Genomic DNA, 26,315 nt, shown 5'->3' on the forward strand with positions numbered 1-26,315 from the left:
TTAGCATGGACACCTGCCCTGGAGTTCCCATGCCTGACACCACCCGCCACCTCACCCTCGCCAACGGTCTGCAGTTGGCTCTGCGCCATGCGCCGCGCCTGAAGCGCTCTGCGGCCGCGTTGAGGGTCCATGCGGGCAGCCATGACGCGCCAACCGCATGGCCAGGCCTGGCCCATTTCCTCGAACACCTGTTTTTCCTGGGCACAGCACGCTTCCCGCTGGAAGACGGCCTGATGCGCTATGTCCAGGCCTTGGGCGGCCAGGTCAACGCCAGCACCCGCGAGCGCAGCACCGATTTCTTCTTTGAAGTACCACCCGCGGCATTGGCCGGTGGCCTGGAGCGCCTGTGCCAGATGCTTGCCGAGCCGGATCTGGGCATCGAACGGCAGCGTCGCGAGCGGGAAGTCATCCACGCCGAATTCATCGCCTGGTCACGCAACCAGCAGGCGCAACAGCAATTCGCTTTGTTGCAATCTGTGGGTGGCGATCACCCCTTGAGCGGCTTTCATGCCGGCAACCGCTATTCCCTCGTACTGGGCGATAGTGCTTTCCAGCAAGCCCTCGCAGGCTTCCACCAGCGCTTTTACCAGGGCGGCCAGATCACCCTGAGCCTGTGCGGCCCGCAACCGCTGGATGAACTGCAACAGCTTGGCAGCCACTACGCCGGCGTCTTCAAGCCGAGCCCCGCTGTGTTACAAGCCTTGCCACCCGCCTTGGCCGCCAACCAGCCACTGCTGTTCGCACACGACGGCCTGCCAGCAGGGGCAGAACAGGCACTGGAACTGCTGATCGCCCACCTCGGCGACAACCGCCCCGGCAGTTGGCTGCATGCACTGGAGCAACGTGGCTGGCTCAAAGTGTTCAAGGCCGAGAAGCTGCATGCGTTTGCCGGGCAACTGCTCTGGCACCTCGACCTGGAGCTTGCCCCGGATGCCAACAGCGATGAGGCTCTGAAGCTGCTGCACGGCTGGTTCGAGTTCATCGGCAAGACAGACCCCGGCCCACTCAACCGCACGTTTGGCTGTTTGCAACAACGTCGTCAACGCAGCGCCAGCGCACTGGAGCTGGCCCGACGCGACAGCGCCGGGCAGCCGTTTGCAGCACTGGATGCCCAAGCTCTGAGGGCGCTCGAAGCGCTGCTTGAGCAGCTGCCGCGATGCACATACGGGCAATGGCAGCTGCCTGCGCCCGAGCCCTTGTTTTCGGATGAACTGCCCTCTGCCCCAGCTGCTGAGTTGCCAGCTGCATTGTGCATCAGCGACTTGCTGCCACCCTCCAGGCAATACGCAGCACTGTATTTGCGTTGGCAGGTGCCATCGGCATTGCGCCAGCGTCTGTACAGCGTACTGCAACGTGCCCTGCGCCCCCTGCAAAGTCGTTGCGAGCAAGCTTGCGTGCAACTGCAATTCAGCGCGTCGGGCGACAATTGGCAGTTGTGCTGCGCTGGCCATCCGGTAGCCGTGGTACGCGCCGCAGGCCAGGCCCTGGCCCTGATGCAAGTGCCCTCCAACTGGCAGACGTCGCCACCTGAGGCGCCCGCGCTGATCCCGATCAGGGCGTTGATCAGTCAGCTACCTGACGCCGTGCTTGGCACTCGCCCGGCCACAATGCCGTCTGCCACCCTCGACCAGGCGCTGCTCGATGGCGTCTGGCAACACAGCCATTGGCACGGCCTGGCCGTCGGCTTCGAGCCCAGTGCTGTGCAGGCCCTCGGCGCCGTGCTGCAGGGTTGCCCCGGGCAAGGCGGGGCGCCCACGCCGGCTGCCGGCTGGGCTGGTCGCCGCTGGCACCATGCCGAGGTGCCAGGCAGTGAACATGCCCTGCTGCTGTTCTGCCCACTGCCAGCCGCACGGCAAGGCAGCGGTCGCCTGCTGGCGCAGCTGCTACAAGGCCCGGTATATCAACGCCTGCGCGTCGAATTGCAGCTGGGCTACGCGGTTTTCAGTACCTTTCGTCAGATCGAGGGCATCGGTGGCCTGCTGTTCGGGGTGCAATCGCCGCATGCCAGCCAGGCCGAGATCCTCGATCACCTGCGCGAGCTGCTGGGCCGCGGCGTCACCCTCGATGCGGTCGCCCGACAAGCACTGGCCGAGCAGTTCGACGAAAACGCCATGGCCAACGCCGACGTCACTGAATGGGCATGGCAGACACACCTGGCCAAAGAGCCTGGCGACCTGCTTGCGCTGCGGCGGTCTATTCTGAACACGCAACAGGCAGATCTGGACGGCCTGCTACGCGACCTGCTCGGTACCGATTGGCCGTGGCTTTGCCTGGCCAACAGTGCTGCGCCAGAGGCGTCCTGGCACTGATCTCGCGGGGATTGTTACGTTTGCTGCAAGGGCGCTTATCAAAGAATTAACCTTTCGGTACAAATTTTTCTTGTAAGATAACGCTATCTCAGCCAACGGAACCTCCTGCTCCAGGCGGCACCCAACGAATAGCTGAAGTAACCCAACCCCATCCGGAAGGAGAACGCCCATGTGGACCAAACCTGCATACACTGACCTGCGTATCGGCTTCGAAGTGACCATGTACTTCGCCAACCGCTAAGCCCTGCTTTGCGGATCGACGCCTCGGCCCGCCGGGGCGTCGTTGTTTTCCGGATACGGCTTTTCGCAGAAGGAGTGGCCATGTACATCCAGATTCTCGGTTCCGCCGCCGGTGGTGGTTTCCCGCAGTGGAACTGCAACTGCGTCAATTGCAAGGGCTATCGCGACGGCAGCCTGCGCGCCACGGCACGCACCCAGTCGTCCATCGCCCTGTCAGACGACGGTGAGCACTGGATCCTGTGCAATGCCTCGCCCGACATCCGCGCCCAGCTCCAGGCCTTCGCACCGATGCAGCCGGCGCGTGCCCTGCGCGATACCGGGATCAACGCCATCGTCCTGCTCGACAGCCAGATCGACCATACCACCGGCCTGCTCAGCCTGCGCGAAGGCTGCCCGCATCAGGTCTGGTGCACCGACATGGTCCATCAGGACCTGACCAGCGGCTTCCCGCTGTTCAACATGCTCAGCCACTGGAACGGTGGGCTGCAGTGGAACCGCATCGAGCTCGAAGGCAGTTTCGTCATCGACGCCTGCCCTGACCTCACGTTCACCCCCTTCCCCCTGCGCAGCGCCGCGCCGCCCTATTCGCCGCACCGCTTCGACCCCCACCCGGGCGACAACCTCGGCCTGTTGGTCGAAGACACGCGCACTGGCGGCAAGCTGTTCTACGCTCCCGGCCTCGGCCAGGTCGATGCCAAGCTGCTGCAGATGATGCATGGCGCCGACTGCCTGCTGGTCGACGGCACGCTGTGGGAGGATGATGAAATGCAGCGCCGTGGTGTCGGCACCCGTACCGGCCGCGAGATGGGCCACCTGGCGCAGAATGGCCCGGGTGGCATGCTCGAAGTGCTCGACGGCTTCGCGCGCCAGCGCAAGGTGCTCATCCACATCAACAACACCAACCCGATCCTCGATGAAGACTCCCCCGAACGCGCCGAAGTCCAGCGCCGCGGCGTCGAAGTCGCCTTCGATGGCATGAGCATCGAGCTGTAAGGAGGCCCCGTGAGCGACGCACTGCCAATGTCACCTGCCGAATTCGAGCAGGCCCTGCGCGCCAAGGGCGCCTACTACCACATCCACCATCCCTATCACGTGGCGATGTACCAAGGCCGCGCCACCCGCGAGCAGATTCAGGGCTGGGTAGCCAACCGCTTCTACTACCAGGTCAACATCCCGATGAAGGACGCCGCGATCCTGGCCAACTGCCCGGACCGCGAGGTACGCCGTGAGTGGATCCAGCGCCTGCTCGATCATGATGGCGCGCCAGGCGAGGACGGCGGTATCGAAGCCTGGCTGCGACTGGGCCAGGCGGTCGGCCTCGACCCTGACCAGCTACGTTCCCAGGAACTGGTGCTGCCCGGCGTGCGTTTCGCGGTCGACGCCTACGTCAACTTCGCTCGCAGGGCCAGCTGGCAAGAAGCGGCCAGCAGTTCGCTGACCGAACTGTTCGCCCCGCAGATCCACCAGTCCCGCCTGGACAGCTGGCCACAGCACTACCCGTGGATCGACCCGGCTGGCTACGAGTACTTCCGTACTCGCCTGGGCCAGGCCCGGCGTGATGTCGAGCACGGCCTGGCGATCACTTTGCAGCACTACACCACCCGTGCGGGCCAGGAGCGTATGCTGGAAATCCTGCAGTTCAAGCTGGATATCCTCTGGAGCATGCTGGATGCCATGAGCATGGCCTACGAGCTGAACCGCCCGCCTTACCACACCGTCACCCCGCAACGGGTCTGGCACAAGGGGATTGCCCCATGAGTTTCGACCGCAAGCAAGTGCCGAGCTGGCGCCCCGGCTACCGCTTCCAGTACGAGCCGGCGCAAAAAGGTCATGTGCTGCTGTACCCCGAAGGCATGATCAAGCTCAACGACAGCGCCGGCCTGATCGGCGGGCTGATCGACGGCAAGCGTGACGTGGCGGCGATCATCAGAGACCTCGAACAACAATTCCCTGGTGTGCCCGAAGTCGCAGACGATATCGAGCAATTCATGGAGGTGGCCCGTGCCGAACACTGGATCGTCCTCGCCTGAGGTACCGGTCGGCCTGCCGCTATGGCTGCTGGCCGAGCTGACCTACCGCTGCCCGCTGCAATGTCCGTACTGCTCCAACCCACTGGACTTCGCAGCCCAAGGCCAGGAGCTGAGCACTGCGCAGTGGTTCAAGGTGATGGCCGAAGCCCGCGAGATGGGTGCCGCGCAGATCGGCTTTTCCGGTGGTGAGCCGCTGGTGCGCCAGGACCTCGCCGAGCTGATCGGCGAGGCCCGTCGGCTGGGCTACTACACCAACCTGATCACCTCCGGCATCGGCCTGACCGAAGCGCGCATCGCCGCCTTCAAGGAAGCCGGGCTGGACCATATCCAGATCAGCTTCCAGGCCAGTGACGAACAGGTCAACAACCTGCTGGCCGGTTCGAAGAAGGCCTTCGCGCAGAAGCTGGAAATGGCCCGCGCGGTAAAGGCCCACGGTTATCCGATGGTGCTCAACTTCGTCACCCACCGGCACAACATCGACAAGATCGACCGCATCATCGAGTTGTGCATCGCCCTTGAGGCCGACTTCGTCGAGCTTGCCACCTGCCAGTTCTACGGCTGGGCGCACCTCAACCGCCTGGGCCTGCTACCGACCCGCGCACAGCTCGAACGTGCCGAACGCATCACCAATGAGTACCGGCAGAAGCTCAAGGCCGAGGGCAGCCCGTGCAAGCTGATCTTCGTCACCCCGGATTACTACGAAGAACGCCCCAAGGCCTGCATGAACGGTTGGGGCAGCCTGTTCCTGACCATCACGCCGGACGGCACTGCCTTGCCCTGCCACGGCGCCCGGCAATTGCCGGTGCAGTTCCCCAACGTGCGCGACCATGACCTGCACCACATCTGGTACGACTCGTTCGGCTTCAACCGCTTCCGCGGTTACGACTGGATGCCCGAGCCTTGCCGCTCGTGCGATGAGAAGGAAAAAGACTTCGGCGGCTGCCGATGCCAGGCCTTCATGCTGACCGGTGATGCCAGCAAGGCCGACCCGGTATGCGCCAAGTCTGCTGACCACGGCATTATCCTCAAGGCCCGTGAAGAGGCGGAAAGTGCCCAACTTGCCATCGAAGAGCTGACCTTCCGCAATGAGCGCAACTCCCGTGTCATCGTCCGCGGCTGACTTCAGCGCCGCCCAGGCCGTCGCCGCCGGCACCGACTTTGCCGAACTCAAGCTCGGCGACGCAGGCCTGTTCTGGAACGAGTTCCGCCCCGCCGATGGCGTTTGCCGCATCTGGCAGTGGCGTGACCACCAGGCACGTTGCCTCACGCCCGATGGCTTCAGCGCGCGCAGCCGGGTCTATGAATACGGCGGCGGCAGCTTCTGCCTGGGCGGTGACGGGCTGCTGTTCGTCAACGAAAAGGATCAGCAGGTCTATACCCAGCGCCTTGAAGGCGGTGCCCCCCGCGCCCTGACCGCCGAAGCCGACTGCCGTTATGGCGATGTGCAGTGGCACGACGGCAAGGTACTGGCAGTCGAAGAGCGCCATGGCGAAAGCGTCGAGCATCGCCTGGTGGCATTGGCCGAGAGCTACCGCGAGGTGCTCGCCGAAGGGGCTGACTTCTATGCTTCGCCCACGGTCAGCGCTGATGGCCAACGCCTGGCCTGGGTCGAATGGGACCGTCCGGCACAACCCTGGACCGTTACCCGACTGTTATGCCGCGAGCGTGACGCCAACGGCTTCTGGGGAGCCCCACGCTGTATCGCCGCCGAAGATGAATCACTGCAACAGCCGCGTTTCGACACCGAAGGCCGCTTGTACTGTCTGTCTGATCGCAATGGCTTCTGGCAGCCTTGGGGCGAGGTCGACGGCCTCTGGCAGGCGGTGCCGGCCGAGCCCGCCGACCACGCAGCCGCGCCCTGGCAACTGGGCGCCAGCACCTGGCTGCCACTAAGCCCGCAACACTACCTGGCCACCTGGTTCGAAGGGGGTATCGGGCAACTGGGCCTGCACGATGAAAATGGCCGCATGGAGCGCTTCGCCAGTGCCTATACCCGCTTCCGCAACCTGGCAATGGATGCCGAATACCTCTATGCCGTCGCAGCCTCACCGATCAGCCCGCCAGCAGTTATTGCCATTGCCCGCATCAACCATGAGGTCAGCGTGCTGGCCGGTGGCGCTGAAGTGCTACCTGCAGCGCACATCAGCCTGCCGCAATCGATCCATTACAAGAGCGGCGACGCGTTTGCCCATGGCTTCTTCTATCCGGCAACGGCCACCAAGGGCCCTGCACCTTTGCTGGTATTTATCCACGGCGGTCCGACTTCGGCCTGCTATCCGGTGCTCGACCCACGCATCCAGTACTGGACGCAACGCGGTTTCGCCGTTGCCGACCTGAATTACCGGGGCAGCACGGGCTATGGCCGGGAATACCGCAAGGCCCTGCACCTGCGGTGGGGCGAAAGCGATGTGCAGGATGCCTGTGCCGCCGTCGAGTACCTGGCTGGGCAAGGGCTGATCGACCCCGGCAAGGCCTTCATTCGCGGCGGCAGTGCTGGTGGCTACACCACGCTGTGCGCCCTGGCATTCCACGACGTGTTCCGCGCTGGAGCCAGCCTTTACGGAGTCAGTGATCCGATTGCCCTGGGCCAGGCCACGCACAAGTTCGAAGGTGATTACCTGAACTGGCTGATCGGTGACCCGCAGCAAGACGCCGAACGTTATCGCCAACGCACGCCGCTGCTACATGCCTCGCAAATCAGGGTGCCGGTGATCTTCTTCCAGGGCGAACTGGATGCTGTGGTGGTGCCGGAGCAGACGCGCTCGATGCTGACCGCGTTGCAAGCCAATGGCATCGAGGCTGAAGGGCATTTCTATGCAGGGGAACGGCACGGGTTGCGCAAGGCCGAGAACCTGGCGCATGCGCTGGAAGAAGAGTGGAAGTTCTATTGCAGGGTGTTGGAGGGCTGACAGCCTGGGGCCGCTCTGCGGCCCCGGCATCCTCAGCGCTTGGCGATAATGTAGACCGCATGCACGATCCCGGGAATGTAACCCAGCAGGGTCAAAAGAATGTTCAGCCAGAACGCCCCGCCAAACCCCACCTGCAGAAATACACCCAGCGGCGGCAGGATGATGGCGATGATGATGCGAATGAAGTCCATGCGGGTCTCTCCTGAAGGGGTTACAAGGAAGACCCGTTGCGCTTGCTGGAGGTTCCACAGGCAAAAAAAAACGCCCCGGGCCAAATGAAACAGGCACGGGGCGATGCGCAGAAACGCCAGACGGTTCGTTGAGTTCTTGATCAGGCCGGCATTTCGCGGCGGGCCTGTAGTTGCGCATGCAAGCGGGCAAAGGCTCGGGCCAGGCGCAGGAGCATTTCATCGATATTGCCCTTGCTGACGGTCAACGCTGGCGAGAAACGCACCACATCCGCCTGCGGTGCATTCAGCAGCAAGCCTTCGTGCAAGGCAGCCTCGACCAGTTCCTTGGCGAGGCTTTCCTGCAACTGCAACGCCCACAACAGCCCTTGGCCACGCACCTGGCCCTGGCCATAGCGGCCAGCCAGGCGGCTAAGGCCGTCGCGCAAATGGCGGCCGCTGTCTTGCACCTGCTCGAAGAAGCCAGGTTCCAGCACGGTTTCCAGCACGGCCAGGCCGGCGGCGCTCATCAGTGAATTGCCGTGATGGCTACCCTCCAGTTCGCCCGGCTCGGCGCAACAGGCGGTCCCGCGGGCCAGCAAGGCCGCCAGCGGCACGCCACCACCCAAGCCCTTGCCCAGCGTGATGATGTCGGCACGCACACCGTAGGTCTGTTCTGCCAGCAACGCCCCGCAGCGGCCGATACCCGTCTGCACTTCATCGAGAATCAGCAGAATGCCCAGTTCCCGGCAGAGCTTTTCCACGCCTTGCAGGTACTCGCGCGTTGCCGGGATCACCCCCGCCTCGCCCTGGATCGGCTCGAGCATGATTGCCACGGTGCGCGAATCGACCTCGGCATGCAGCGCCGCCAGATCGTTGAACGGCACCTTGCTGAACCCCGGCAGGCCCGGTTCGCAGCGGTTGCACGGCAGCGGGTCGGAAGCTGACAGCGCACCCAGGCTACGGCCATGGCAGGCCTGACTGGCAGTGATGATGTGATAGGCGCCATTACGGTTCAGCTGGCCCCACTTGCGCGCCAGCTTGATCGCCCCCTCACAGGCCTCGGCGCCGCTGTTGAGCAGGTAGGCCTGGTCGCTGCCAGTGCTCTGGCACAGGCGGTTGACCAGCGCCAACAGGCCACGGCTGTGGTAACCAGCACCTGGGTTGATCAGCGCCTGGGCCTGGTTGCCCAAGGCTTTGACCAGCGCCGTCGGGCTGTGCCCAAGGCTGTTGACTGCCCCGCCCTGGGTGAAATCCAGGTAGGCATGCCCTTCGCTGTCCCACAACCAGGAGCCCTGGCCACGCACGAACACTTGCGCAGCACGCTCGGTGCTCGGCATCAGATGCTCACGCGACAACTGCGGCGCATCCGCCACAATCGCCGGCGCACGCTTGGGCTCGGCAACTGCGGGAGCCGAACGGCGCAGGTTGAACAGGTTCATCGGGGCTCCACCCAATCATGAAAGAGGCGGCCAGGGATCCGGTCGTGTTGCGACGCTGGATAATTTTGCCTTGCCTATCAAAAGTGTTTTTCAAATGCGGTAACAATGCGCTCAGCGATCGCTGTAAGCCATTGGAATACAGCGATAGACTAGGCATCAGCGGCGCTTGCGGCCATTTCGTTTTCCCAGCTTTTTCGATAAGTGATACTTATGGATTTTCGCCAACTGCGTTATTTCGTCGCGGTGTATGAAGAGGGCCATGTCGGCCGCGCCGCCGAACGCCTGTCGCTGTCGCAACCGGCACTGTCACAGCAGATTCGCCAGCTTGAGCACAGCCTCGATCTCAGCCTGTTCGAACGCAGCAACAAACGCCTGCTGCCGACCCTGGCCGCACACACCCTGTACAACCATGCCCTGCCGCTACTGGATGGCCTGCAGCGGGCCCATGAGGCCATGCGCAACTTCAAGGGCCAGTCCTTGCGCACCTTGGCCATTGGTGTGCTGCAGACCGTGCGGCCAAGCCTGGTGCCACAGCTGCTGGAGCGTGTGCGCAAGGCACAGCCGCATCTGGTGGTGCAAATCTATGAGCTGTCAGGGCTGGAGATCGAACGGCGGCTGCTCAATGGCAACCTCGACATCGGCATCAGCTACCTGCCACCGCGCCAGCCTGGGTTGCACGGTTCGCTGCTGTACGAAGATGAGTTGCAAGTGGTCATCCCGGACGCCCACCCTTTGAAGGACTTCAAGAAAGTCTCGATCAAGCAGGCCGCCGAACTGCCCATGCTGATGCTCGGTGAGGAATTCCAGATCCGCCAGATCTGGAAGGAACAACTGGCCGCACAGGGCCGCCGACCGCAGGTGCAAGCCGAAATGAACAACATGGCCGGGATTCTCGACAGCCTGGCGCACACCTCGCTGGCGACCATTTTGCCAGGGCGGGCCAAGGATGCTGCCGAAGATGATCAGGGCTTGCTATGGAAACCACTCAGCGAGCCACGCGTGCCGCTCAAGGTCGGCTTGGTGTTTCGCGATGCCCAGCGCCAGCAGGCCTCGGTGGAGCTGCTGCGCACGCTGCTGGAAGAGGAGACCGATGCCCGACAGCTGGGCGCCCCGCCGCTGGATGTGCTTGGCTGAAAACATGCGGACGAAGAAAACCCCGCCGAAGCGGGGTTCTCTAGACTGTTTCCCTGTGACATCCGTATCGCCCCGCCATCCTGGCAGGAAATCCTTCGTTGTCCCTGTTCTGTCCTTTGCGCTTCCTGCGCAACGTCCATGTACAAAGATTAACCGTGGATCCAATCTGGCACCAGTGGCGAAAAGTCACCACGTTATGTAGAAAAAGGCTTACAAGAAGTAGTCTTTCGCAAACATATCAGTCAATCAGAACTGCTCGGCATCCAGCAGGTACAACGACTCGCTGCCAGCCTTCACCGAAGCCACCAGCGAGCCCACCCGCGGCAGCAGTCGTGCGAAGTAGAACCGCGCCGTGCCCAGCTTGGCCGAATAGAACGCCTCGTCGCCCTCAGCCGCCTTGGCCGCCCGGGCCATCAGCGCCCACATGTAGGCATAGGCCACATAACCAAAGGCATGCAGGTACTCGACCGACGCGGCACCGATTTCATTCGGGTTGCCCTTGGCCTGCTCCAGCACCCATTCGGTCAGCCCATCGAGCTGATCCAGGCAGGCGCCCAGCGGCTGGGTAAACTCGTCCAGCTGGCCATCCGCGCTGGCAATGAACTGGCGAATCTCGTCAGAGAACAGCGTGTAGTAGGCCCCACCGCTGGCCACCACCTTGCGCCCCATGAGGTCCAGTGCCTGGATACCGTTGGTGCCTTCGTAAATCTGGGTGATACGCACATCGCGCACCAGTTGCTCCTGGCCCCACTCGCGAATGTAGCCATGGCCACCGAATACCTGCTGGCCATGCACCGTGCACTCGAGGCCAAGGTCGGTGAGGAAGGCCTTGGCCACCGGGGTCAGCAGGGCCACCAGCTCTTCGCTGCGTTTGCGCGTTGCCGGGTCCTGGCTGTACTTGGCGCTGTCGAGCTGCATCGCCACGTAGGTGGAGAAGGCACGACCGCCCTCGATCAACGCCTTCATGGTCAGCAGCATGCGCCGCACATCGGGGTGGACGATGATCGGGTCGGCGGCCTTGTCCTTGGCTTGCGGCCCGGTCGGGGCACGGCTCTGCAGGCGATCACGGGCGTATTCCACGGCGTTCTGGTAGGAACGCTCGGCCGACGCCAGGCCTTGGATACCCACGCCCAGGCGCTCGTAGTTCATCATGGTGAACATCGCCGCCAAGCCCTTGTTCGGCTCGCCGACGATGTAGCCGACCGCCTCGTCGAAGTTCATCACGCAGGTCGCCGAGGCCTGGATGCCCATCTTGTGCTCGATCGAGCCGCAGGTGGCCGGGTTGCGCGCGCCGAGGCTGCCGTCTTCGTTGACCAGGAACTTCGGCACCAGGAACAGCGAGATGCCTTTGGGCCCCGCCGGTGCATCCGGCAGCTTGGCCAGCACCAGGTGGATGATGTTCTCGGTCAGGTCATGCTCGCCGCCGGTGATGAAGATCTTGGTGCCGCTGACCTTGTAGCTACCGTCGGCCTGGGGCTCGGCCTTGGTGCGGATGATGCCCAGGTCGGTACCGGCATGCGGTTCGGTCAGGCACATGGAGCCTGCCCAGACACCGGCGTACATGTTGGGCAGGTACTTTTCCTTCAGCGCCTCACTGGCGTGGGCATTGATCGACAGGCAGGCGCCGGCGGTCAGCATCGGGTACAGGCCGAATGCCAGGCTCGAGGCGTTGACCATTTCCTCGACCTGGGCCGAGATCGCCTTGGGCATGCCCATGCCGCCGAACTGCGGGTCACCGCCCACGCCCACCCAACCGCCTTCGGCGTAGGTGTTGTAGGCCTCGATGAAACCGGCTGGGGTACGCACGGCACCGTTGTCCCAGTGACAGCCTTCTTCGTCGGCGGCACGGCTGAGGGGGGCGATGCTCTTGCTGGTGACCTTGCCGGCTTCTTCAAGCACAGCCATGGCGGTGTCCGCATCGACCGCCTCGGCCAGTTCGGGCAGCTGCGCCCACAACTCGGCCACATTGAAGACTTCATTCAGAACGAAGCGCATGTCGCGCAGGGGCGCTTTATAGTCAGCCATGACAACCTCTCGCTGGTCGGGTCGGGGCGGCCACACGGACCGCGGCACGGGGTTCTTGAAACAAACAACCCGGGGTTGAATCCAGTGTAACCGAACAACTTTTGCGAGACATAGGGTCATAACGCGACCATATAGTCAATTTCGGTCACGCCATTCGCACGGCACCACGCTGGGATTGTTGACCATAGACCATGACGCAGTTACGGCCCGCACCCTTGGCACTGTAGAGCGCCTGGTCGGCGGACTTGAGCACTTCCTCCGGGTTGCGATGATCGACCAACCGTTCGGCGACACCGATGCTGATGGTTACCGAAACCGTGCCGCCCGCGCTACCACTGCGGCGCTGACGCCCTGTGGAATCGTCCTGGGGGCGGCTGTTCTGATCACGCAGGTGCATGGTGTAGTTGGCGATCATCTCGCGCACTGCTTCGACGTGCGGCACGCACTCTTCTGCCGTCTTGCCGGCGAACACCAGGGCAAACTCTTCACCCCCGTAGCGATAGGCGCGGCCCCCACCGGTCACCTTGGACAACCGGCTGGCGACCAGCCGCAGCACTTGGTCACCGACATCGTGGCCGTGGGTGTCGTTGAATTTCTTGAAGTGGTCGACGTCGGTCATCGCGATCACGTAGTTGCGACCCAGGCGTTGCATGCGTTCGTTCAGCGCACGGCGCCCCGGCAACCCGGTAAGCTCGTCACGGAAGGCCATCTGGTAGGCCTCGTGCGATACCGCAGCGGCAATCATGAGCATCACCTGGCTGCACATGATGTTCAGGGTGAACGGCAGGATGAAGGTCTTGGGCAGCATCCAGAAGATACCGACCAGGCCGATCAGCTGTGCAGCATGCAACGGCCGGGGCTCGCGCAGGTATTGCACAACCAGCAGGATGAACACCACCAGGAACACCGGGTAGACCATCTGGATCAGGCTCATCCACTGGCCGTGCAGCGAGGGCCAGCGGATCTCCGCCAACCAGGCCAGCAGCGCCTGCGGGAAGCTCTGCTCCAATGCCACGGCCACGCTGCCGACGGCGAACAGCACGGCGAAGCGGGCCAGCAGGTCCTGGGCCAGGTGAGTGCGTTCCTGCCAGGCGCCGAACAGGCCGTACAGGGCAGGCAGCAACAGGCACACAAGGTGGAAGATCACGGCTGCGTCCTCGCGCACGCGGCCATTGTCACGGTAGAAATCGGTCTGCGTGTCGAGCAGGAAATATGCGATGTACACCGTCACCATCAGGAACAGTTCACGCTGGCGGCGATACACGGCGCAGTAGGCGCCACCCAGCAGCAGGACCAAGGTGGGAAGAACATTGAACAGGGATGTGAAGAAGACGCTGAGGTCTCTTACATAAGCCGCCGCGAGCCCGGCCAGCAGCAAAAACAGCGAAGGCAGGAAATGGCTCGCGCGAACAGCGTTTAGACGAAACAAGGGCAATCTCCGACCCGGCAGATCAATAATAGCATTGTGCCTCTAGTTCATCGGCAGCACACGTGAATAGATGAATACACCGGTGGGTTAACGGCAGCGGGGGTGGAGTGCTTGAGCTTTTCTTGTAACTGAAAGCGACCGCGATCCCTGTAGGAGCGGCCTTGCCGGGGCGCCGGCAAGGCCGCTCCTACAGGGCGACCACGTTACAGGTCGTTGTTGAATGGCAGCAGCGGCCCCTGCGCAGTGGAGCGACCTGCGGCACCGACGGCATTGAGCTGGAACTCGGCGTCTTGTGCTTGCCGAGAGGTGATCTGTGCGCTGGCCGGTTTTTGCCCGACCGAGTTCTCATCGCCCTTCTCACCCTGCGGCAGGACAAGGGACGGATGATCGAACGGCGCCCGCTCCCAAGCCACGCGCGGATCGGTCAAGCCGACTTCCATGAACTTGACCAGTGCATCCACCTCATCCGCCGTCAGGTTCAGCGGGGTCATGTCCGGATCAAGGTTGGAGCCGTTGTGCTGGTTGACTGCCGGGTGCTCGAAGCCGCTGGTGTTGCTGGCGTCTTCGCCGCGCCGGTCACCGCCGCGGTTGTAGAATTCCATCACCTGCTGCAGCGTTGCCCGGCTGCCGTTGTGGAAATAGGGCCCGGTCAAGGCGATGTTGCGCAGGGTCGGGGTCTTGAAGGCGCCATCGACCGCGTCGCGGAAACCGACACTGGGCTTGAGCGTCGGGTCGCAGGGGACTGCTGCGCTCAGTGGCACTTCGAAGGTGCACACATCGACCTCCAGTGGGTCGGGAACATTCCCGCCTTGCAGTTGGCTGTTGTACTCACGGGTGAAGGACAAAGGATTACCCCAGGCGTCCGAGCCCCCCAGAGCCAGGTCCTCGGAGGTGGGGCGCACACCGGTGTTGTAGAACCCATTGTCATAGAGTGTGGTCAGGCCGTCAGCCATGACCATGCGCTCGACGCGCTCATGCGGCTGGAACAGCAGCCTGCTGCCCGCGTTGGTCAACTCCGCACCACCATGGCAGCTGACGCACTTTCCCTTGCCCAGGAACAGGTTCATGCCTTGCACCTGCTGGGCATTCATGGCGGTGTGGTCGCCCTGCAGATAGGCATCCAGTGGCGCCTGGTCAGAGATCAGTGTGGATTCGTACATCTGGATCGCCAGCCCGAAGAACAGCGGGAAGTTCGCCTCCATCTGGGTATAGGGCTCGCTGCCCAGCAAGACCGGCTGCGTGGCGTTCCACAGGCGAGGCTGAAAGGCGTTCTTGATCAGTTCGCGATAGGTTGGCCGACGGGCACTGGAGACGGGGCCGAGTACAGAGTCGGTGGGCGAAATCTTTTGCCCCTTGAGCATCATGGTGTCGAGCATGCGCCGGCCAATGTCGGCGAAAGTACGCCCACCACAAGACATTTCCACCGCGCTGCCGGGAGGCCCGACGGCTTGCGAAGCGGCCGAGGCATCCTTCAGAGCCAGGCGTACCTTGACCGCGGCGCCACTGGCATCCTTGGTCACGAAGATCCCAGCGTCAGGGTCGCGGTTACCGAACGGCGAGAAGCCGTTGAATACGTTGTTGGCCCGGCCATCCCAGAAGTTGCGCACGTTGAATGCCGCGTTGATCACCGACGGTGCATTGCGCCCGGTGGCGCGCCGCACGTTGATGCCACCCACCTGGAAAATGCCATCCGGCTGCTGGGTGCACTTGTCGAAGCGCGACTGGCGGGGTTTGACAAAGTTGGCATCGAACACACCTTGCGAGCCGACGACGTCATCGCTCGAATAGACAATCGCCGAGTTACGGTCCAGAGGATTGGCCAGTACGTGGCTCGGGAAGTCGCCCTTTTTCAACGTGTAGTTCGGGCCGCCCTTGCCACCGGAGCGGGTGGTGTAACTCGGCACGTCACCCGGAATGTCACCTGCCGTGAACGGCTTGTTGAAGATCGACGCGACGTTGGCATTGGTATTGGCCTGGCCGGGGTTGATCTGGTTGGTGATCCGGTGATCGACACCAGCGTGGTAGTGGCATGAAGCGCAGGCGGTGGCGCCGTCACTGCCGATCGCCATGTCCCAGAACAGCGCCTTGCCCAAAAGCACTACCGCCCCGCGATTGATCACGTAATCGGACATCAGGTCGACTTTGCGGCCACCTTCGGTACCGGAGGGATCCGGCGGCGTCATGCCCCGCAGTGACTGCAGGCTGGGCACATCCGGGACGACCGGAACGGTCCCGGCCGGGTCCGCAGCCCGAACGCTGGTGAAAGGAAGGCTGGCGGCGAATGTCATCGCTATTGCACAGGCCAGGCGGGGGACTCGCACGTTACTCAGATAGTCGACCATGATGGACTTCCCGACGGCTCAGGTTTTTCAGGCTGTTGGTTCGCGCAACGAAGTGCGCTTAATGCCACCATAGCTGTAACAAAGTATTTCGACACGAAACATTCAATGATTTTTTTAGACCAGTTTATTTTGTCGGCAATACCAGGAAATACTGAAATTCAAACTTCCTCAGTTCCGGGGTAAAACAACCCCATTAATGGGTGGAATCCCCCAAATCGTATTCACGAACCGTTCACAGAAACGACGAAAGCCCCAGCACACAAGGAGCATGACGTTATAAAGGCGACCAGATAGCATCTGGCAATGTATTTGCTAGCTATAGTGAACAAGAGATGAAATTAATAAATTGGCTGAACTCGACCCAACCAAAAGTCACCAAACAATTAGCCTGCGCATGTCGGAAAGTTGCGCTGCGCCAGCTATTGTAATTTGCGAAATTAAAGACCAGCTCGAACACGTGAAGATAAAATAAAGCAAAAAAAAACGCCGCTCATCAGGAGCGGCGTTCTCTTCGGTAACTCACCCGAGTTTAGTAACCCAGAGAGAAGTCTTCTTCTTTCATGTCCATCAGGTTGTTGGCGCCCGACAGCATGGTGGCGACGTGAGTACGGGTACGCGGCAGGATGCGCTGGAAGTAGAAGCGCGCAGTCTGCAGCTTGGCAGTGTAGAAGGCTTCTTCGCTGGTGCCGGCTGCCAGCTTTTCCGCCGCCAGGCGAGCAATGTCAGCCCAGAAGTAGGCCAGGCACGCATAACCGGAGTACATCAGGTAATCCACCGACGCGGCGCCGACTTCCTCGCGGTCCTTCATCGCAGCCATGCCCACTTTCATGGTCAGCTCGCCCCACTCCTTGTTCAACGCAGCCAATGGCCCGACGAACTCCTTGATCGCGTCATTACCTTCCTGCGCCTGGCAGAACTTGTGCACGATCTTGGTGAAGCCCTTGAGCGCTTCGCCCTGGGTCATCAGCACCTTGCGGCCCAGCAGGTCAAGGGCCTGGATACCGGTGGTGCCCTCGTACAGCATGGAGATGCGGCTGTCGCGCACGTTCTGCTCCATGCCCCACTCGGCGATGAAGCCGTGGCCGCCGTAGATCTGCACGCCATGGTTGGCGGCCTCGAAGCCGACTTCGGTCATGAACGCCTTGGCGATCGGGGTCAGGAAGGCCAGCAGGGCATCGGCCTTCTTGCGCTCTTCCTCATCCTGGCTGTACTTGACGATGTCCACCTGCTTGGCAGTGAAGTACACCATCGCACGGTTGCCTTCAGCGAAGGCCTTCATGGTCAGCAGCATGCGACGCACGTCGGGGTGGACGATGATCGGGTCAGCGGCCTTGTCCGGCGCTTTCGGGCCGGTCAGGGAGCGCATCTGCAGGCGCTCACGGGCGTATTTCAGGCCACCCTGGAACGCCACCTCGGCATGCGCCAGACCTTGCAGTGCGGTACCCAGGCGTGCGGTGTTCATGAAGGTGAACATGCAATTCAGGCCTTTGTTGGCCGGGCCGATCAGGTAGCCAGTGGCACCGTCGAAGTTCATCACGCAGGTAGCGTTGCCGTGGATACCCATCTTGTGTTCGATAGAGCCACAGCTCACGCCGTTGCGCTCACCCACGCCGCCTTCGGCGTTGGGCAGGAACTTCGGCACGATGAACAGCGAAATGCCTTTGGTACCCGCCGGAGCATCTGGCAGACGAGCCAGCACGATGTGGACGATGTTGTCGGCCATGTCGTGTTCACCGGCCGAAATGAAGATCTTGGTGCCGGAGACCTTGTAGCTGCCATCAGCCTGTGGCTCAGCCTTGGTGCGCAGCATGCCCAGGTCGGTACCGCAGTGTGGCTCGGTCAGGCACATGGTGCCGGTCCATTCGCCGGACACCAGCTTGGTCAGGTAGGTGTGCTGCTGCTCAGCGGTGCCGTGGGCGGAGATAGTGTTCATCGCGCCGTGGGACAGGCCTGGATACATGCCCCAGGACCAGTTCGAACCCCCGACCATTTCGCTCAGGGCCAGGCCCAGCGACTCCGGCAGGCCCTGGCCACCGTGTTCGACGTCATGCGCCAGGCTCGGCCAGCCACCTTCGACGAACTGCTGGTAGGCTTCCTTGAAACCGGTCGGCGTCTTCACGCCCGACTCGCTCCAGGTGCAGCCTTCCTGATCACCGATACGGTTCAGTGGCGACAGCACCTGCTCACAGAACTTCGCGCCTTCTTCCAGGATCGCGTTGACCATGTCAGGCGTTGCGTCCTGGCAACCCGGCAGGCTCTGATAGTGCGCCTCGTAGCCGAGCAGCTCGTCGCGGACGAAACGAATATCACGCAAGGGGGCTTTGTAATCAGGCATTGCGATGAACCTCTGTGATGAGTTCGGTAGGGGACCGCTGATACCGACCAGCTCTTGGCGGCTTTCGGTCAAACAGTTGTTTGAAACTTACGTTTAGGACAGCCCGATGTCAAGAAGGGACTATGGTGCCATTTACGCCACGAAAGATGGCGTTTATGCCACTCCCTCCAAAAACAATGCCCCTGTGGGAGCGGGGCGCCCGCGAAAGGGCCAGAGCAGGCAACGGAGCTGCATGATCTGACGCTTTCGCGGGCACGCCCGCCCCCACAGGGGCTGTGTAAAACTCGGAGAAAAGTGGCCGATCAGGCGTAGGTATCGATGAACCGCCCGAGCATTTCGTCGGAAGCCTTGGCCACCTTGGCGCCTAGTTCGACCTCGGTCTTGCCCAGGGCCAATTGCACGGTGCTGGTTGCCAGGTCCATTTGCTGGCTGCGGTCGACCCCACGCAGGCGCTCGGCCTGAAAGTCGCTGGACTGGCTGGTGGCGGCACGCTCAACCGAGGCATTGGCGATCTCGCCGGCGGCCTGACCGACCCGGTTCTGGCCGTTGTAGATGGCATTGAGGCCCGCGTAATACGCGGTGCTGCCGGTGATTTCCATGTCAGAACTCCAATGACGCTGGATATGAACAAGGGCAATTAAAGCAGGCCAGGCGCGAAAAGGCCCGTTTAAATCCCTAATGGCTCAGTGCCACTTGATAGGCCAAAGGCATATCCGGCTTCATTCACTCCAGCAAGTCGAGCTGCAAATGCTCTGCCACCGCATCCGCAGTAGCCTGCTTGAGCTTCGGCACCCGCCCCAGGCACGGGGCAGGTAGTCGCTCCGCCAGGCTGGCGAGGTTTTCTTCCAGCCGCGAGGTCCGTGGTTCGATGACATTCGCCACCCAGCCTGCCAGTTGCAGCCCGTCGCGGGCAATTGCCTCGGCACTGAGCAGTGCGTGGTTGATACAGCCCAGGCGCACCCCAACCACCAGAATCACCGGCAGTTTCAAGGCAATCGCCAGGTCAGAGAGGTTGGCATGGTTGGACAATGGCACGCGCCAGCCGCCAGCGCCTTCGATCAGCGTGAAGTCTGCGCCCTGCTCCAGAACATGGCGCATGGCCTTTGCCAGCACCGTGACTTCCAGCGCGACACTCGCCTCCCGGGCCGCCACATGCGGCGCAATGGCCGGTTCGAAGGCAAACGGGTTGACCTCCTCGTAGGCAAGCTTGATCGAGCTCTCGTCGATCAACGCCTGGGCGTCACTGTTGCGCAGGCCTTTGGCCGTCATCGAGCAACCCGAAGCCACCGGCTTCGCGCCCAAGGTGCTCAACCCCTGCAAGCGGGCCGCATGCAGCAGCCCGGCGGCGATGGTGGTCTTGCCGACATCGGTGTCGGTCCCGGCAATGAAATAGGCCTGGCTCATGCTGCTCCTCTCATGCCTGTGGCTTGCGCAACACACCATAGACCACCTGATAGGTGGCGGGCAGCCCCTGAGGCTGGCGAAACGCTTCGTAAGCCTGCAACAGGCCTTGCATACGTGCTCGGCCGGTCAGGCCAGAAGGCCGCCCGGGGTTGAGGTTGTGCGCACCGAGCGCCTTGAGTTCATGGGTCAGGCTGCGCACATCGGGGTAGTGCAGCACATGGGCCTGGCGCCGCAAGCTGACCTCGGAGAGGCCACTGGCTGCGCACAGGCGCTGGTAGTCTTCAAACCGTCTGAAGCGATTGACATGCACCATGCCATCCACGGCCTGCCAGCTGGCGCGCAATTCATCGAGCGTGCCGACGCACAGGCTGCTGAACGCCAGCACCCCGCCCGGGCGCAATACTCGCCGAGCCTCATCCAGCACACTGGCGAACTGACCGCACCACTGTACCGCGAGGCTGCTGAACACCAGGTCGACACAGGCGTCACGCAGCGGCAGGCGCTCGGCATCGCCGGCCACATGGTAATGCGCCCCGCCCTGTTCGCCACGCGCGTGGCACAGCATGCCTTCGGCAATATCCACAGCTACGCCGTTGGCCTGGGCAAAACGCGCGCCCAGTACCCGGCTGAAATGCCCCGTGCCACTGCCAAGGTCCAGCCAGCGCGTCGGTGCCACGTCATCCGGCAACTGCTCCAGCAGGCTCATGCCCACCGCACGCTGCAAGGCCGCAACACTGTCGTAGCTGGCTGCCGCCCGAGAGAACGAGGCGGCCACCTGGCGCTTGTCCGGCAGCGCGCCGGGCAGGGTTGGACGGGAAAGGTCAGTCATCGCCACTCTCATGCAGGAAACTCTTGATGCCCGCCGCCAGCTCCTGTGGATACTCCAGCAGGAAGGCGTGGGAACTGTCTTCGACCAGGCCGACTTCCACATCGGGCAGCAGCTCGCTCAGCGCTTTGGCCACCTCGGCCGGCACCAGCCCATCGCTGCCGGCGAACAGGTGCAATTGCGGGCCGCCATAGGCCTGCAGGGCCTCACGGGTATCGAGTTTGGCCAGCACTTCAAGGCCGGTGGCCAGGTACAGCGGATCGGTATCCGGCACACCGACACCCAGTTGGCGCAGCAGCGTGCGAGGTTGCAAGGCTCCGTCGCTGCACAGGGTGCGGAAACGCTTGAGGGTCACCGACGTGTGGCTGCGGCAACCATCGAGAAAGGTGCCGAAGGTATCCTCGGCCATGCCATGGGGCCAATCGGCGCGGGCCACGAAACTGGGGTTGCTGCCCAACGTCAGCAGGCCGCAGCAATGGTCGCCACGCTTGCGCGCCAGTTCGCTGGCGAGCATGCCGCCGAGCGACCAGCCACCCAGCCAGGTGTCGCTGGGCACCTTGCGATCAAGGTAGTCCACCCAGGCTTGCACGTCGGCATCAGGCAGTTCCGGCAGGGGCATCAATTCGACCTGCAGGCGTGCGTCCTGGGCCCGCAGGCTGGCGGCGAGCGGCTCGAGGGCAGCAGTGCCCAGCCCCCAACCGGGTAAAAGGATCAAACGGTTACGCATCGGCGGCCTCCAGCTGTGGATAACACTCGGCCAATGCATTCAACAATAGCTGCACCTGCGCCTCGCTGTGCGCCGCGCTCAGGGTAACGCGCAGGCGGGCGCTGCCAGTAGGCACCGTTGGCGGGCGAATGGCGGTCACCAGCAGGCCGCGGTCACGCAGCATGCGCGACAGCTTGAGAGCCTGGGCACTGTCACCGATCAGGATCGGCTGGATCGGCGTCGGGCTGTCCACCAATTGCAGGCCGATTTGCGAAGCCCCCTGGCGGAACTGGCGGATCAGCGCAGCCAGGTGCTCGCGGCGCCAGGTTTCACGGCGCAGCAGTTCCAGGCTCTTGAGCGTGGCGCAGGCCAGCGCTGGCGGCTGACTGGTGGTGTAGATGTAGGGCCGGGCGAACTGCACCAAGGCTTCGATCAGCTCTTCACTGCCTGCGACGAAAGCGCCAGCCGTGCCGCAGGCCTTGCCCAGCGTGCCGATCAGCACAGGTACGTCATCGATGCCTAGACCAAAGTGCTCGACGATTCCGCCGCCCTGCTCACCCAACGTACCCAGGCCATGGGCGTCGTCGACCATCAGCCAGGCGCCGTGGGCGCGGGCCACAGTGGCCAGGGCCGGCAGATCGGCGAGGTCGCCATCCATGCTGAAAACACCGTCGGTGACCACCAACGTGTTTCCAGTTGCCCTGGCCAGGCGGTTGGCCAGGCTGGCAGCGTCGTTGTGCAGGTAGCGGCTGAACCGGGCGCCACTGAGCAATCCACCGTCGAGCAGCGACGCGTGGTTCAGGCGGTCCTGCAATACGCTGTCGCCCTGCCCCACCAGCGCGGTGATGGCGCCCAGGTTGGCCATGTAGCCCGTAGAGAACAGCAGCGCCCGTGGGCGACCGGTCAGTTCGGCCAGCGCCTCTTCGACAGCATGGTGCGGCGAACTATGGCCGATCACCAGGTGCGAGGCGCCACCGCCGACACCCCAGCGCTCGGCGCCAGCTTGCCAGGCGGCGATCACTTCAGGGTGGTTGGCCAGCCCCAGGTAGTCATTGCTGCAGAAGGCCAGCAGGCGTTGGCCGTCGACCACCACTTGCGGCCCCTGCGGGCTTTCCAGCAATGGCCGCTGCCGATACAGGTCTGCGGCACGCCGTTCGGCCAGGCGCGCCGCCAGGTCGAAAGCCATCTCAGGCAGACGCGGCGTCGTAGAACAGCTCACTGCTGCGTTGCTCGACCAAGGCCTGCTCGATGGCCGCCTGGTGCACTTCGTCGGCATGCTCTTCGCGGGCTTCAGGCTGGATACCCAGGCGAGCGAACAGCTGCATGTCCTTGTCGGCCTGCGGGTTGGCGGTGGTCAGCAATTTCTCGCCGTAGAAGATCGAGTTGGCGCCCGCCATGAAGGCCAGGGCCTGCATCTGCTCGTTCATCTGCTCGCGGCCGGCGGACAGGCGCACGTGCGACTTCGGCATGAGAATCCGAGCCACTGCCAGCATGCGGATGAAGTCGAACGGGTCTACGTCCTCTTCATCGGCCAGCGGGGTACCGGCGACCTTTACCAGCATATTGATCGGCACCGATTCCGGGTGCTCGGGCAGGTTGGCCAGCTGGATCAGCAGGCCGGCGCGGTCGTCCAGCGACTCGCCCATACCGAGGATGCCGCCAGAGCAGATCTTCATCCCGGCATCGCGCACGTAGGCCAGGGTCTGCAGGCGCTCGCTGTAGGTACGGGTAGTGATGATGCTGCCGTAGAACTCAGGCGAGGTGTCGAGGTTGTGGTTGTAGTAGTCCAGGCCGGCCTGGGCCAGGGCCAGGGTCTGATCCTGGTCGAGCTTGCCGAGGGTCATGCAGGTTTCCAGGCCCATGGCCTTCACGCCTTTGACCATCTCCAGCACGTAGGGCATGTCTTTGGCCGACGGGTGCTTCCAGGCCGCGCCCATGCAGAAGCGGGTGGAGCCGATGGCTTTGGCGCGAGCCGCTTCCTCGAGCACCTTCTGCACTTCCATCAGCTTTTGTTTTTCCAGCCCGGTGTTGTAGTGGCCGGACTGCGGACAATATTTGCAATCCTCCGGACAGGCGCCGGTCTTGATCGACAGCAGCGTCGAAACCTGTACGCGGTTGGGGTCGAAATGCGCGCGGTGCACGGTTTGCGCCTGGAACAGCAGGTCATTGAATGGCTGCTGGAACAGCGCCTTGACCTCAGGCAGGGACCAATCGTGACGTGTTGTTGCAGTTGTGCTGGCGCTCATCGGCGTTTCCTTGTTTAGGCTGTAACGGGCGCCGAGGTACAAGTGCCCGCCAGCGCATCACGGATAGCTCGCATACTCATGGATGGCCTATGAACTGTCAACCTTGGTTAAAAGCACTGGTTTACAACTGTACAAATATTAACCATATCTGTCTGCTATGCGGCGAACCTGCCGAACAGCATTACCCCCTGTGCGCCGCCTGCGAGCAGGAATTGCCCTGGCTCGACGAGTATTGCCTGCGCTGTGCCCTGCCATTGCCGATGGCCGGCCTGATCTGCGCCCAGTGCAGTCGCCGCCCGCCAGCTTTTCACCAGGCCATGGCGCCCTGGCACTACGGGTTCCCGCTGGACACGCTGATCAGCCGCTTCAAGCACAACAGCCAATGGCCGCTGGGGCGCCTGATGGCCGAACTGCTGGGCTTGCACATGCACCATCGCTATCAGGAAGGCCTGCCCAGGCCAGACCTGTTGTTGCCAGTACCGCTGGCCCGGCGCCGGCTGCGCGAGCGCGGCTTCAACCAGGCCGGCATGCTCGGGCGCTGGCTGTCCAAGGCACTGGTGATCGAATGTGATGAACGTTTGTTGCTGCGCACGCGTGAAACACCGGCACAGCAGAGCCTGGACGCCCGTGCTCGCCGGCGTAATTTGCGCCAGGCGTTCGCGCTGTCCAGCGAGGCAGCACTCAAGGGCCGCCACGTTGCCGTGATCGATGATGTGATGACCACCGGGGCCACCGCGCAGGCCATTGCGCAGCTGTTGCACCAGGCAGGTGCGCGCAGGATCGATGTGTATTGCCTGGCACGCACGGCAAAACCGGGGCAAGCTTGACGGGTCATCACCCGATAGGCCGCCCCATGTCCCTGCCCGCCCTGCTCACCCAGCATATTGCGCGCCGTCCGCAGCGCATCAACCTGCTCCAGCACATCGCCGAACAAGGCTCGATCACCCGCGCGGCCAAGGCTGCCGGCATCAGCTACAAGGCTGCCTGGGATGCGATCGATGAACTCAACAACCTGGCCAGCAAGCCCTTGGTCGAGCGCAGCACGGGTGGCCGAGGCGGCGGCGGCGCAAGGCTGTCCATGGAAGGCGAGCGGGTCCTGCGCCTGTATCAGAAGGTGCAGGCACTGCAGGCACAGATCCTCGACGCCGCCGAAGAGTCCAGCGACCTGGACCTGCTCGGGCGCCTGATGTTGCGCACCAGCGCACGCAACCAGCTGCAGGGGCAGGTCAGCGGGCTGCGCAGGGAGGGCCGGCATGATCGGGTGAGCCTGGCATTGGGCGGCGGGCTGGAGATCGATGCGCTGATTACCCCTGACAGCACGGCGCGGCTGGAGCTGACATTGGGGACCACGGTGGTGGCGCTGCTCAAGGCCGGGTGGGTGCAGTTGCTGGCAGCAGGGGATGAGGCGGATGCGGGTAGCAATGTGCTGAACGCCACCGTCGAAGCGGTGCTGGCGGATGCGCAAGGGGACAGCGAGGTGCGGTTGGCGCTGGGCAATGGGCAGACGTTGTGTGCATTTGCCGAGGCAGGTTGGTTGGTTGAGCAGTCGATCAAAGCAGGGAGCAAAGTGAAGGTGCAGTTCCATCCTTCCTATGTATTGCTCGGGGTACCGGTTTAACCTGTGCCGGCCTCTTCTTCGCGGGTGAACCCGCTCCTACAGGTACTGCACCCTGTTCAGGTGTTGTACATATCCTGTGGGAGCAGGTTCACCCGCGAAAGGGCCAGAACAGGCAATCTGAGGGAAAGCCATGGAATGAGTTACCATGCCAGCACGCCGCCCACCCCCGGAGCCCGCATGTCTCACCCCTTCGATACCCTCACCCCCGACCTGGTCCTGGACGCCGTGGAAAGCCTGGGCTTTCTCAGCGATGCCAGGGTCCTGGCGCTGAACAGCTACGAGAACCGCGTCTATCAGGTGGGCATCGAAGATTCGCAGCCGTTGATCGCCAAGTTCTACCGACCGGGGCGCTGGAGCGATGCGGCGATCCTCGAAGAGCACCAGTTCACCGCCGAACTGGCCGACTGCGAAGTGCCCGTGGTCGCGCCGTTGCAACACCACGGCCAGACCCTGTTCGAGCACAAAGGCTTTCGCTTCACCCTATTCCCGCGCCGAGGCGGCCATGCACCGGAACCCGGCAACCTCGACCAGCTCTACCGCCTCGGCCAACTGCTTGGCCGCCTGCACGCGGTAGGGGCTGCGCGCCCGTTCGCACACCGCGAAGCGCTGGCTGTGGACAACTTCGGCCATGCCTCGCTGAACACCCTGCTCGACGGTGGTTTCGTCCCCAGGGACTTGCTGCCGGCTTTCGAGTCCGTGGCCCGGGATCTGCTCAAGCGTGTCGAGGATGTCTATGCCCGCACCCCGCATCAGGTCATCCGCCTGCATGGCGACCTGCACCCCGGCAACCTGATGCACCGCGACGAGGTGTATCACGTCGTCGACCTCGATGACTGCCGCATGGGCCCTGCGGTGCAGGACCTGTGGATGATGCTCGCTGGCAGCCGCGAGGAACGCCTGGGGCAACTGGCCGAACTGGTGGATGGCTACAACGAGTTCCACGATTTCGACCCACGTGAACTGGCCCTGATCGAACCGCTGCGCGCCCTGCGCCAACTCCATTACAGCGCCTGGCTGGCGCGGCGCTGGGACGACCCGGCGTTCCCGCCGAGCTTCCCGTGGTTCGGCCAGCCGCGTTACTGGGGTGACCAGATCCTCGCCTTGCGCGAGCAACTGGCAGCGCTGGATGAACAACCGCTGAAATTGTTCTAGA

The 26,315-nt window shown here is 63.0% G+C and carries 23 protein-coding genes; 11 read left to right on the forward strand and 12 right to left on the reverse strand.

Translation table 11 applies throughout. The features are described 5' to 3' along the window. Positions 1 to 29 precede the first annotated feature (29 nt). The 7 genes from pqqF to CQW31_RS03280 all read left to right on the forward strand — a co-directional run bounded on the left by pqqF (position 30) and on the right by CQW31_RS03280 (position 7,488). Positions 30 to 2,309: a pyrroloquinoline quinone biosynthesis protein PqqF gene (gene pqqF, locus CQW31_RS03250; protein ID WP_099813732.1), complete on the forward strand. Its 2,280-nt coding sequence runs from the start codon at positions 30 to 32 to the stop codon at positions 2,307 to 2,309. A 169-nt stretch (positions 2,310 to 2,478) separates the two neighbouring features. Then, positions 2,479 to 2,550 carry a pyrroloquinoline quinone precursor peptide PqqA gene (pqqA, locus tag CQW31_RS03255; protein WP_003243383.1) on the forward strand — a complete coding sequence of 24 codons (72 nt, stop codon included), beginning with the start codon at positions 2,479 to 2,481 and terminating at the stop codon, positions 2,548 to 2,550. Between the two features lie 80 nt (positions 2,551 to 2,630). Further along, entirely contained in the window at positions 2,631 to 3,542 is a 912-nt protein-coding gene (gene pqqB / locus CQW31_RS03260; RefSeq protein WP_099813733.1) for a pyrroloquinoline quinone biosynthesis protein PqqB, read from the forward strand. A gap of 27 nt (positions 3,543 to 3,569) precedes the next feature. Then, positions 3,570 to 4,307: a pyrroloquinoline-quinone synthase PqqC gene (pqqC, locus tag CQW31_RS03265; RefSeq protein ID WP_178075553.1), complete on the forward strand. Its 738-nt coding sequence runs from the start codon at positions 3,570 to 3,572 to the stop codon at positions 4,305 to 4,307. Beyond that, complete coding sequence (pqqD, locus tag CQW31_RS03270) at positions 4,304 to 4,579, forward strand: pyrroloquinoline quinone biosynthesis peptide chaperone PqqD (protein ID WP_054885238.1); 276 nt, start codon at positions 4,304 to 4,306, stop codon at positions 4,577 to 4,579. The genes pqqC and pqqD overlap by 4 nt, the downstream gene beginning before the upstream one ends. Continuing rightward, positions 4,551 to 5,699, forward strand: coding sequence for a pyrroloquinoline quinone biosynthesis protein PqqE (pqqE, locus tag CQW31_RS03275; RefSeq protein ID WP_099813735.1), 1,149 nt, complete (start codon positions 4,551 to 4,553; stop codon positions 5,697 to 5,699). The genes pqqD and pqqE overlap by 29 nt, the downstream gene beginning before the upstream one ends. Next, positions 5,665 to 7,488: a S9 family peptidase gene (locus CQW31_RS03280; RefSeq protein ID WP_099813736.1), complete on the forward strand. Its 1,824-nt coding sequence runs from the start codon at positions 5,665 to 5,667 to the stop codon at positions 7,486 to 7,488. The genes pqqE and CQW31_RS03280 overlap by 35 nt, the downstream gene beginning before the upstream one ends. Before the next feature lie 32 nt (positions 7,489 to 7,520). On the opposite strand, the gene CQW31_RS03285 is transcribed toward CQW31_RS03280, so the two are convergent. Further along, positions 7,521 to 7,679, reverse strand: a complete 159-nt coding sequence (locus tag CQW31_RS03285) for a YqaE/Pmp3 family membrane protein (RefSeq protein ID WP_009681539.1) — start codon at positions 7,677 to 7,679, stop codon at positions 7,521 to 7,523. Positions 7,680 to 7,819: 140 nt separating this feature from the next. Continuing rightward, positions 7,820 to 9,097: an aspartate aminotransferase family protein gene (locus CQW31_RS03290; protein ID WP_054885241.1), complete on the reverse strand. Its 1,278-nt coding sequence runs from the start codon at positions 9,095 to 9,097 to the stop codon at positions 7,820 to 7,822. A 210-nt stretch (positions 9,098 to 9,307) separates the two neighbouring features. Between CQW31_RS03290 and CQW31_RS03295 the strand changes: the two genes are divergently transcribed. Next, the gene (locus CQW31_RS03295; RefSeq protein WP_099813737.1) at positions 9,308 to 10,231 is read left to right on the forward strand and encodes a LysR family transcriptional regulator; all 924 of its coding nucleotides are present in this window, start codon (positions 9,308 to 9,310) and stop codon (positions 10,229 to 10,231) included. A 246-nt stretch (positions 10,232 to 10,477) separates the two neighbouring features. Here the strand turns inward: CQW31_RS03295 and CQW31_RS03300 are convergent, their stop codons facing one another. From CQW31_RS03300 to bioB, 10 genes are all read right to left on the reverse strand, one after another. Then, entirely contained in the window at positions 10,478 to 12,256 is a 1,779-nt protein-coding gene (locus tag CQW31_RS03300) for an acyl-CoA dehydrogenase C-terminal domain-containing protein (protein WP_099813738.1), read from the reverse strand. A 145-nt stretch (positions 12,257 to 12,401) separates the two neighbouring features. After that, complete coding sequence (locus CQW31_RS03305) at positions 12,402 to 13,685, reverse strand: diguanylate cyclase (RefSeq protein ID WP_054885244.1); 1,284 nt, start codon at positions 13,683 to 13,685, stop codon at positions 12,402 to 12,404. 203 nt (positions 13,686 to 13,888) lie between these two features. After that, positions 13,889 to 16,027 carry a cytochrome-c peroxidase gene (locus CQW31_RS03310; protein WP_099813739.1) on the reverse strand — a complete coding sequence of 713 codons (2,139 nt, stop codon included), beginning with the start codon at positions 16,025 to 16,027 and terminating at the stop codon, positions 13,889 to 13,891. Between the two features lie 529 nt (positions 16,028 to 16,556). Beyond that, positions 16,557 to 18,362: a phenylacyl-CoA dehydrogenase gene (locus CQW31_RS03315; protein WP_099813740.1), complete on the reverse strand. Its 1,806-nt coding sequence runs from the start codon at positions 18,360 to 18,362 to the stop codon at positions 16,557 to 16,559. A gap of 302 nt (positions 18,363 to 18,664) precedes the next feature. After that, complete coding sequence (locus CQW31_RS03320; RefSeq protein ID WP_099813741.1) at positions 18,665 to 18,961, reverse strand: pyrroloquinoline quinone biosynthesis protein PqqE; 297 nt, start codon at positions 18,959 to 18,961, stop codon at positions 18,665 to 18,667. A gap of 124 nt (positions 18,962 to 19,085) precedes the next feature. Next, complete coding sequence (gene bioD / locus CQW31_RS03325; RefSeq protein WP_099813742.1) at positions 19,086 to 19,766, reverse strand: dethiobiotin synthase; 681 nt, start codon at positions 19,764 to 19,766, stop codon at positions 19,086 to 19,088. A 10-nt stretch (positions 19,767 to 19,776) separates the two neighbouring features. Next, entirely contained in the window at positions 19,777 to 20,595 is an 819-nt protein-coding gene (gene bioC, locus CQW31_RS03330) for a malonyl-ACP O-methyltransferase BioC (RefSeq protein WP_099813743.1), read from the reverse strand. Further along, the gene (locus CQW31_RS03335; protein WP_099813744.1) at positions 20,588 to 21,319 is read right to left on the reverse strand and encodes an alpha/beta fold hydrolase; all 732 of its coding nucleotides are present in this window, start codon (positions 21,317 to 21,319) and stop codon (positions 20,588 to 20,590) included. Before CQW31_RS03335 ends, bioC begins: the two co-directional genes overlap by 8 nt. Beyond that, on the reverse strand, positions 21,312 to 22,484 hold the full coding sequence (gene bioF / locus CQW31_RS03340; RefSeq protein WP_099813745.1) for an 8-amino-7-oxononanoate synthase: 1,173 nt from the start codon (positions 22,482 to 22,484) through the stop codon (positions 21,312 to 21,314). Before bioF ends, CQW31_RS03335 begins: the two co-directional genes overlap by 8 nt. 1 nt (position 22,485) lies before the next feature. Then, complete coding sequence (bioB, locus tag CQW31_RS03345) at positions 22,486 to 23,544, reverse strand: biotin synthase BioB (RefSeq protein WP_054885252.1); 1,059 nt, start codon at positions 23,542 to 23,544, stop codon at positions 22,486 to 22,488. Between the two features lie 89 nt (positions 23,545 to 23,633). Here bioB and CQW31_RS03350 point away from each other — a divergent pair, with 89 nt between their 5' ends. The 3 genes from CQW31_RS03350 to CQW31_RS03360 all read left to right on the forward strand — a co-directional run bounded on the left by CQW31_RS03350 (position 23,634) and on the right by CQW31_RS03360 (position 26,314). Next, positions 23,634 to 24,371, forward strand: a complete 738-nt coding sequence (locus tag CQW31_RS03350) for a ComF family protein (protein WP_099813746.1) — start codon at positions 23,634 to 23,636, stop codon at positions 24,369 to 24,371. A 26-nt stretch (positions 24,372 to 24,397) separates the two neighbouring features. Beyond that, positions 24,398 to 25,162: a TOBE domain-containing protein gene (locus CQW31_RS03355; protein WP_054885254.1), complete on the forward strand. Its 765-nt coding sequence runs from the start codon at positions 24,398 to 24,400 to the stop codon at positions 25,160 to 25,162. A 177-nt stretch (positions 25,163 to 25,339) separates the two neighbouring features. Beyond that, positions 25,340 to 26,314: a serine/threonine protein kinase gene (locus tag CQW31_RS03360; protein ID WP_099813747.1), complete on the forward strand. Its 975-nt coding sequence runs from the start codon at positions 25,340 to 25,342 to the stop codon at positions 26,312 to 26,314. The last annotated feature ends 1 nt before the right edge of the window (position 26,315 follow it).

Origin of the sequence: Pseudomonas sp. 382 (genome assembly GCF_002759075.1) — a bacterium.
In the GTDB taxonomy this organism is placed as follows: domain Bacteria; phylum Pseudomonadota; class Gammaproteobacteria; order Pseudomonadales; family Pseudomonadaceae; genus Aquipseudomonas; species Aquipseudomonas vlassakiae.

What these genes read in the sequence shown, in the direction of transcription:
- pqqB (WP_099813733.1), top strand. Translation starts at nt 2,631, where the DNA reads ATGTACATCCAGATTCTCGGTTCCGCCGCCGGTGGTGGTTTCCCGCAG.
- CQW31_RS03335 (WP_099813744.1), bottom strand. Translation starts at nt 21,319, where the DNA reads ATGCGTAACCGTTTGATCCTTTTACCCGGTTGGGGGCTGGGCACTGCT.
- bioD (WP_099813742.1), bottom strand. Translation starts at nt 19,766, where the DNA reads ATGAGCCAGGCCTATTTCATTGCCGGGACCGACACCGATGTCGGCAAG.
- bioC (WP_099813743.1), bottom strand. Translation starts at nt 20,595, where the DNA reads ATGACTGACCTTTCCCGTCCAACCCTGCCCGGCGCGCTGCCGGACAAG.
- pqqD (WP_054885238.1), top strand. Translation starts at nt 4,304, where the DNA reads ATGAGTTTCGACCGCAAGCAAGTGCCGAGCTGGCGCCCCGGCTACCGC.
- pqqF (WP_099813732.1), top strand. Translation starts at nt 30, where the DNA reads ATGCCTGACACCACCCGCCACCTCACCCTCGCCAACGGTCTGCAGTTG.
- CQW31_RS03285 (WP_009681539.1), bottom strand. Translation starts at nt 7,679, where the DNA reads ATGGACTTCATTCGCATCATCATCGCCATCATCCTGCCGCCGCTGGGT.
- CQW31_RS03315 (WP_099813740.1), bottom strand. Translation starts at nt 18,362, where the DNA reads ATGCCTGATTACAAAGCCCCCTTGCGTGATATTCGTTTCGTCCGCGAC.
- CQW31_RS03355 (WP_054885254.1), top strand. Translation starts at nt 24,398, where the DNA reads ATGTCCCTGCCCGCCCTGCTCACCCAGCATATTGCGCGCCGTCCGCAG.
- CQW31_RS03300 (WP_099813738.1), bottom strand. Translation starts at nt 12,256, where the DNA reads ATGGCTGACTATAAAGCGCCCCTGCGCGACATGCGCTTCGTTCTGAAT.
- CQW31_RS03295 (WP_099813737.1), top strand. Translation starts at nt 9,308, where the DNA reads ATGGATTTTCGCCAACTGCGTTATTTCGTCGCGGTGTATGAAGAGGGC.
- CQW31_RS03350 (WP_099813746.1), top strand. Translation starts at nt 23,634, where the DNA reads ATGAACTGTCAACCTTGGTTAAAAGCACTGGTTTACAACTGTACAAAT.
- CQW31_RS03290 (WP_054885241.1), bottom strand. Translation starts at nt 9,097, where the DNA reads ATGAACCTGTTCAACCTGCGCCGTTCGGCTCCCGCAGTTGCCGAGCCC.
- pqqC (WP_178075553.1), top strand. Translation starts at nt 3,570, where the DNA reads ATGTCACCTGCCGAATTCGAGCAGGCCCTGCGCGCCAAGGGCGCCTAC.
- bioB (WP_054885252.1), bottom strand. Translation starts at nt 23,544, where the DNA reads ATGAGCGCCAGCACAACTGCAACAACACGTCACGATTGGTCCCTGCCT.
- CQW31_RS03320 (WP_099813741.1), bottom strand. Translation starts at nt 18,961, where the DNA reads ATGGAAATCACCGGCAGCACCGCGTATTACGCGGGCCTCAATGCCATC.
- CQW31_RS03310 (WP_099813739.1), bottom strand. Translation starts at nt 16,027, where the DNA reads ATGGTCGACTATCTGAGTAACGTGCGAGTCCCCCGCCTGGCCTGTGCA.
- CQW31_RS03360 (WP_099813747.1), top strand. Translation starts at nt 25,340, where the DNA reads ATGTCTCACCCCTTCGATACCCTCACCCCCGACCTGGTCCTGGACGCC.
- bioF (WP_099813745.1), bottom strand. Translation starts at nt 22,484, where the DNA reads ATGGCTTTCGACCTGGCGGCGCGCCTGGCCGAACGGCGTGCCGCAGAC.
- CQW31_RS03280 (WP_099813736.1), top strand. Translation starts at nt 5,665, where the DNA reads ATGAGCGCAACTCCCGTGTCATCGTCCGCGGCTGACTTCAGCGCCGCC.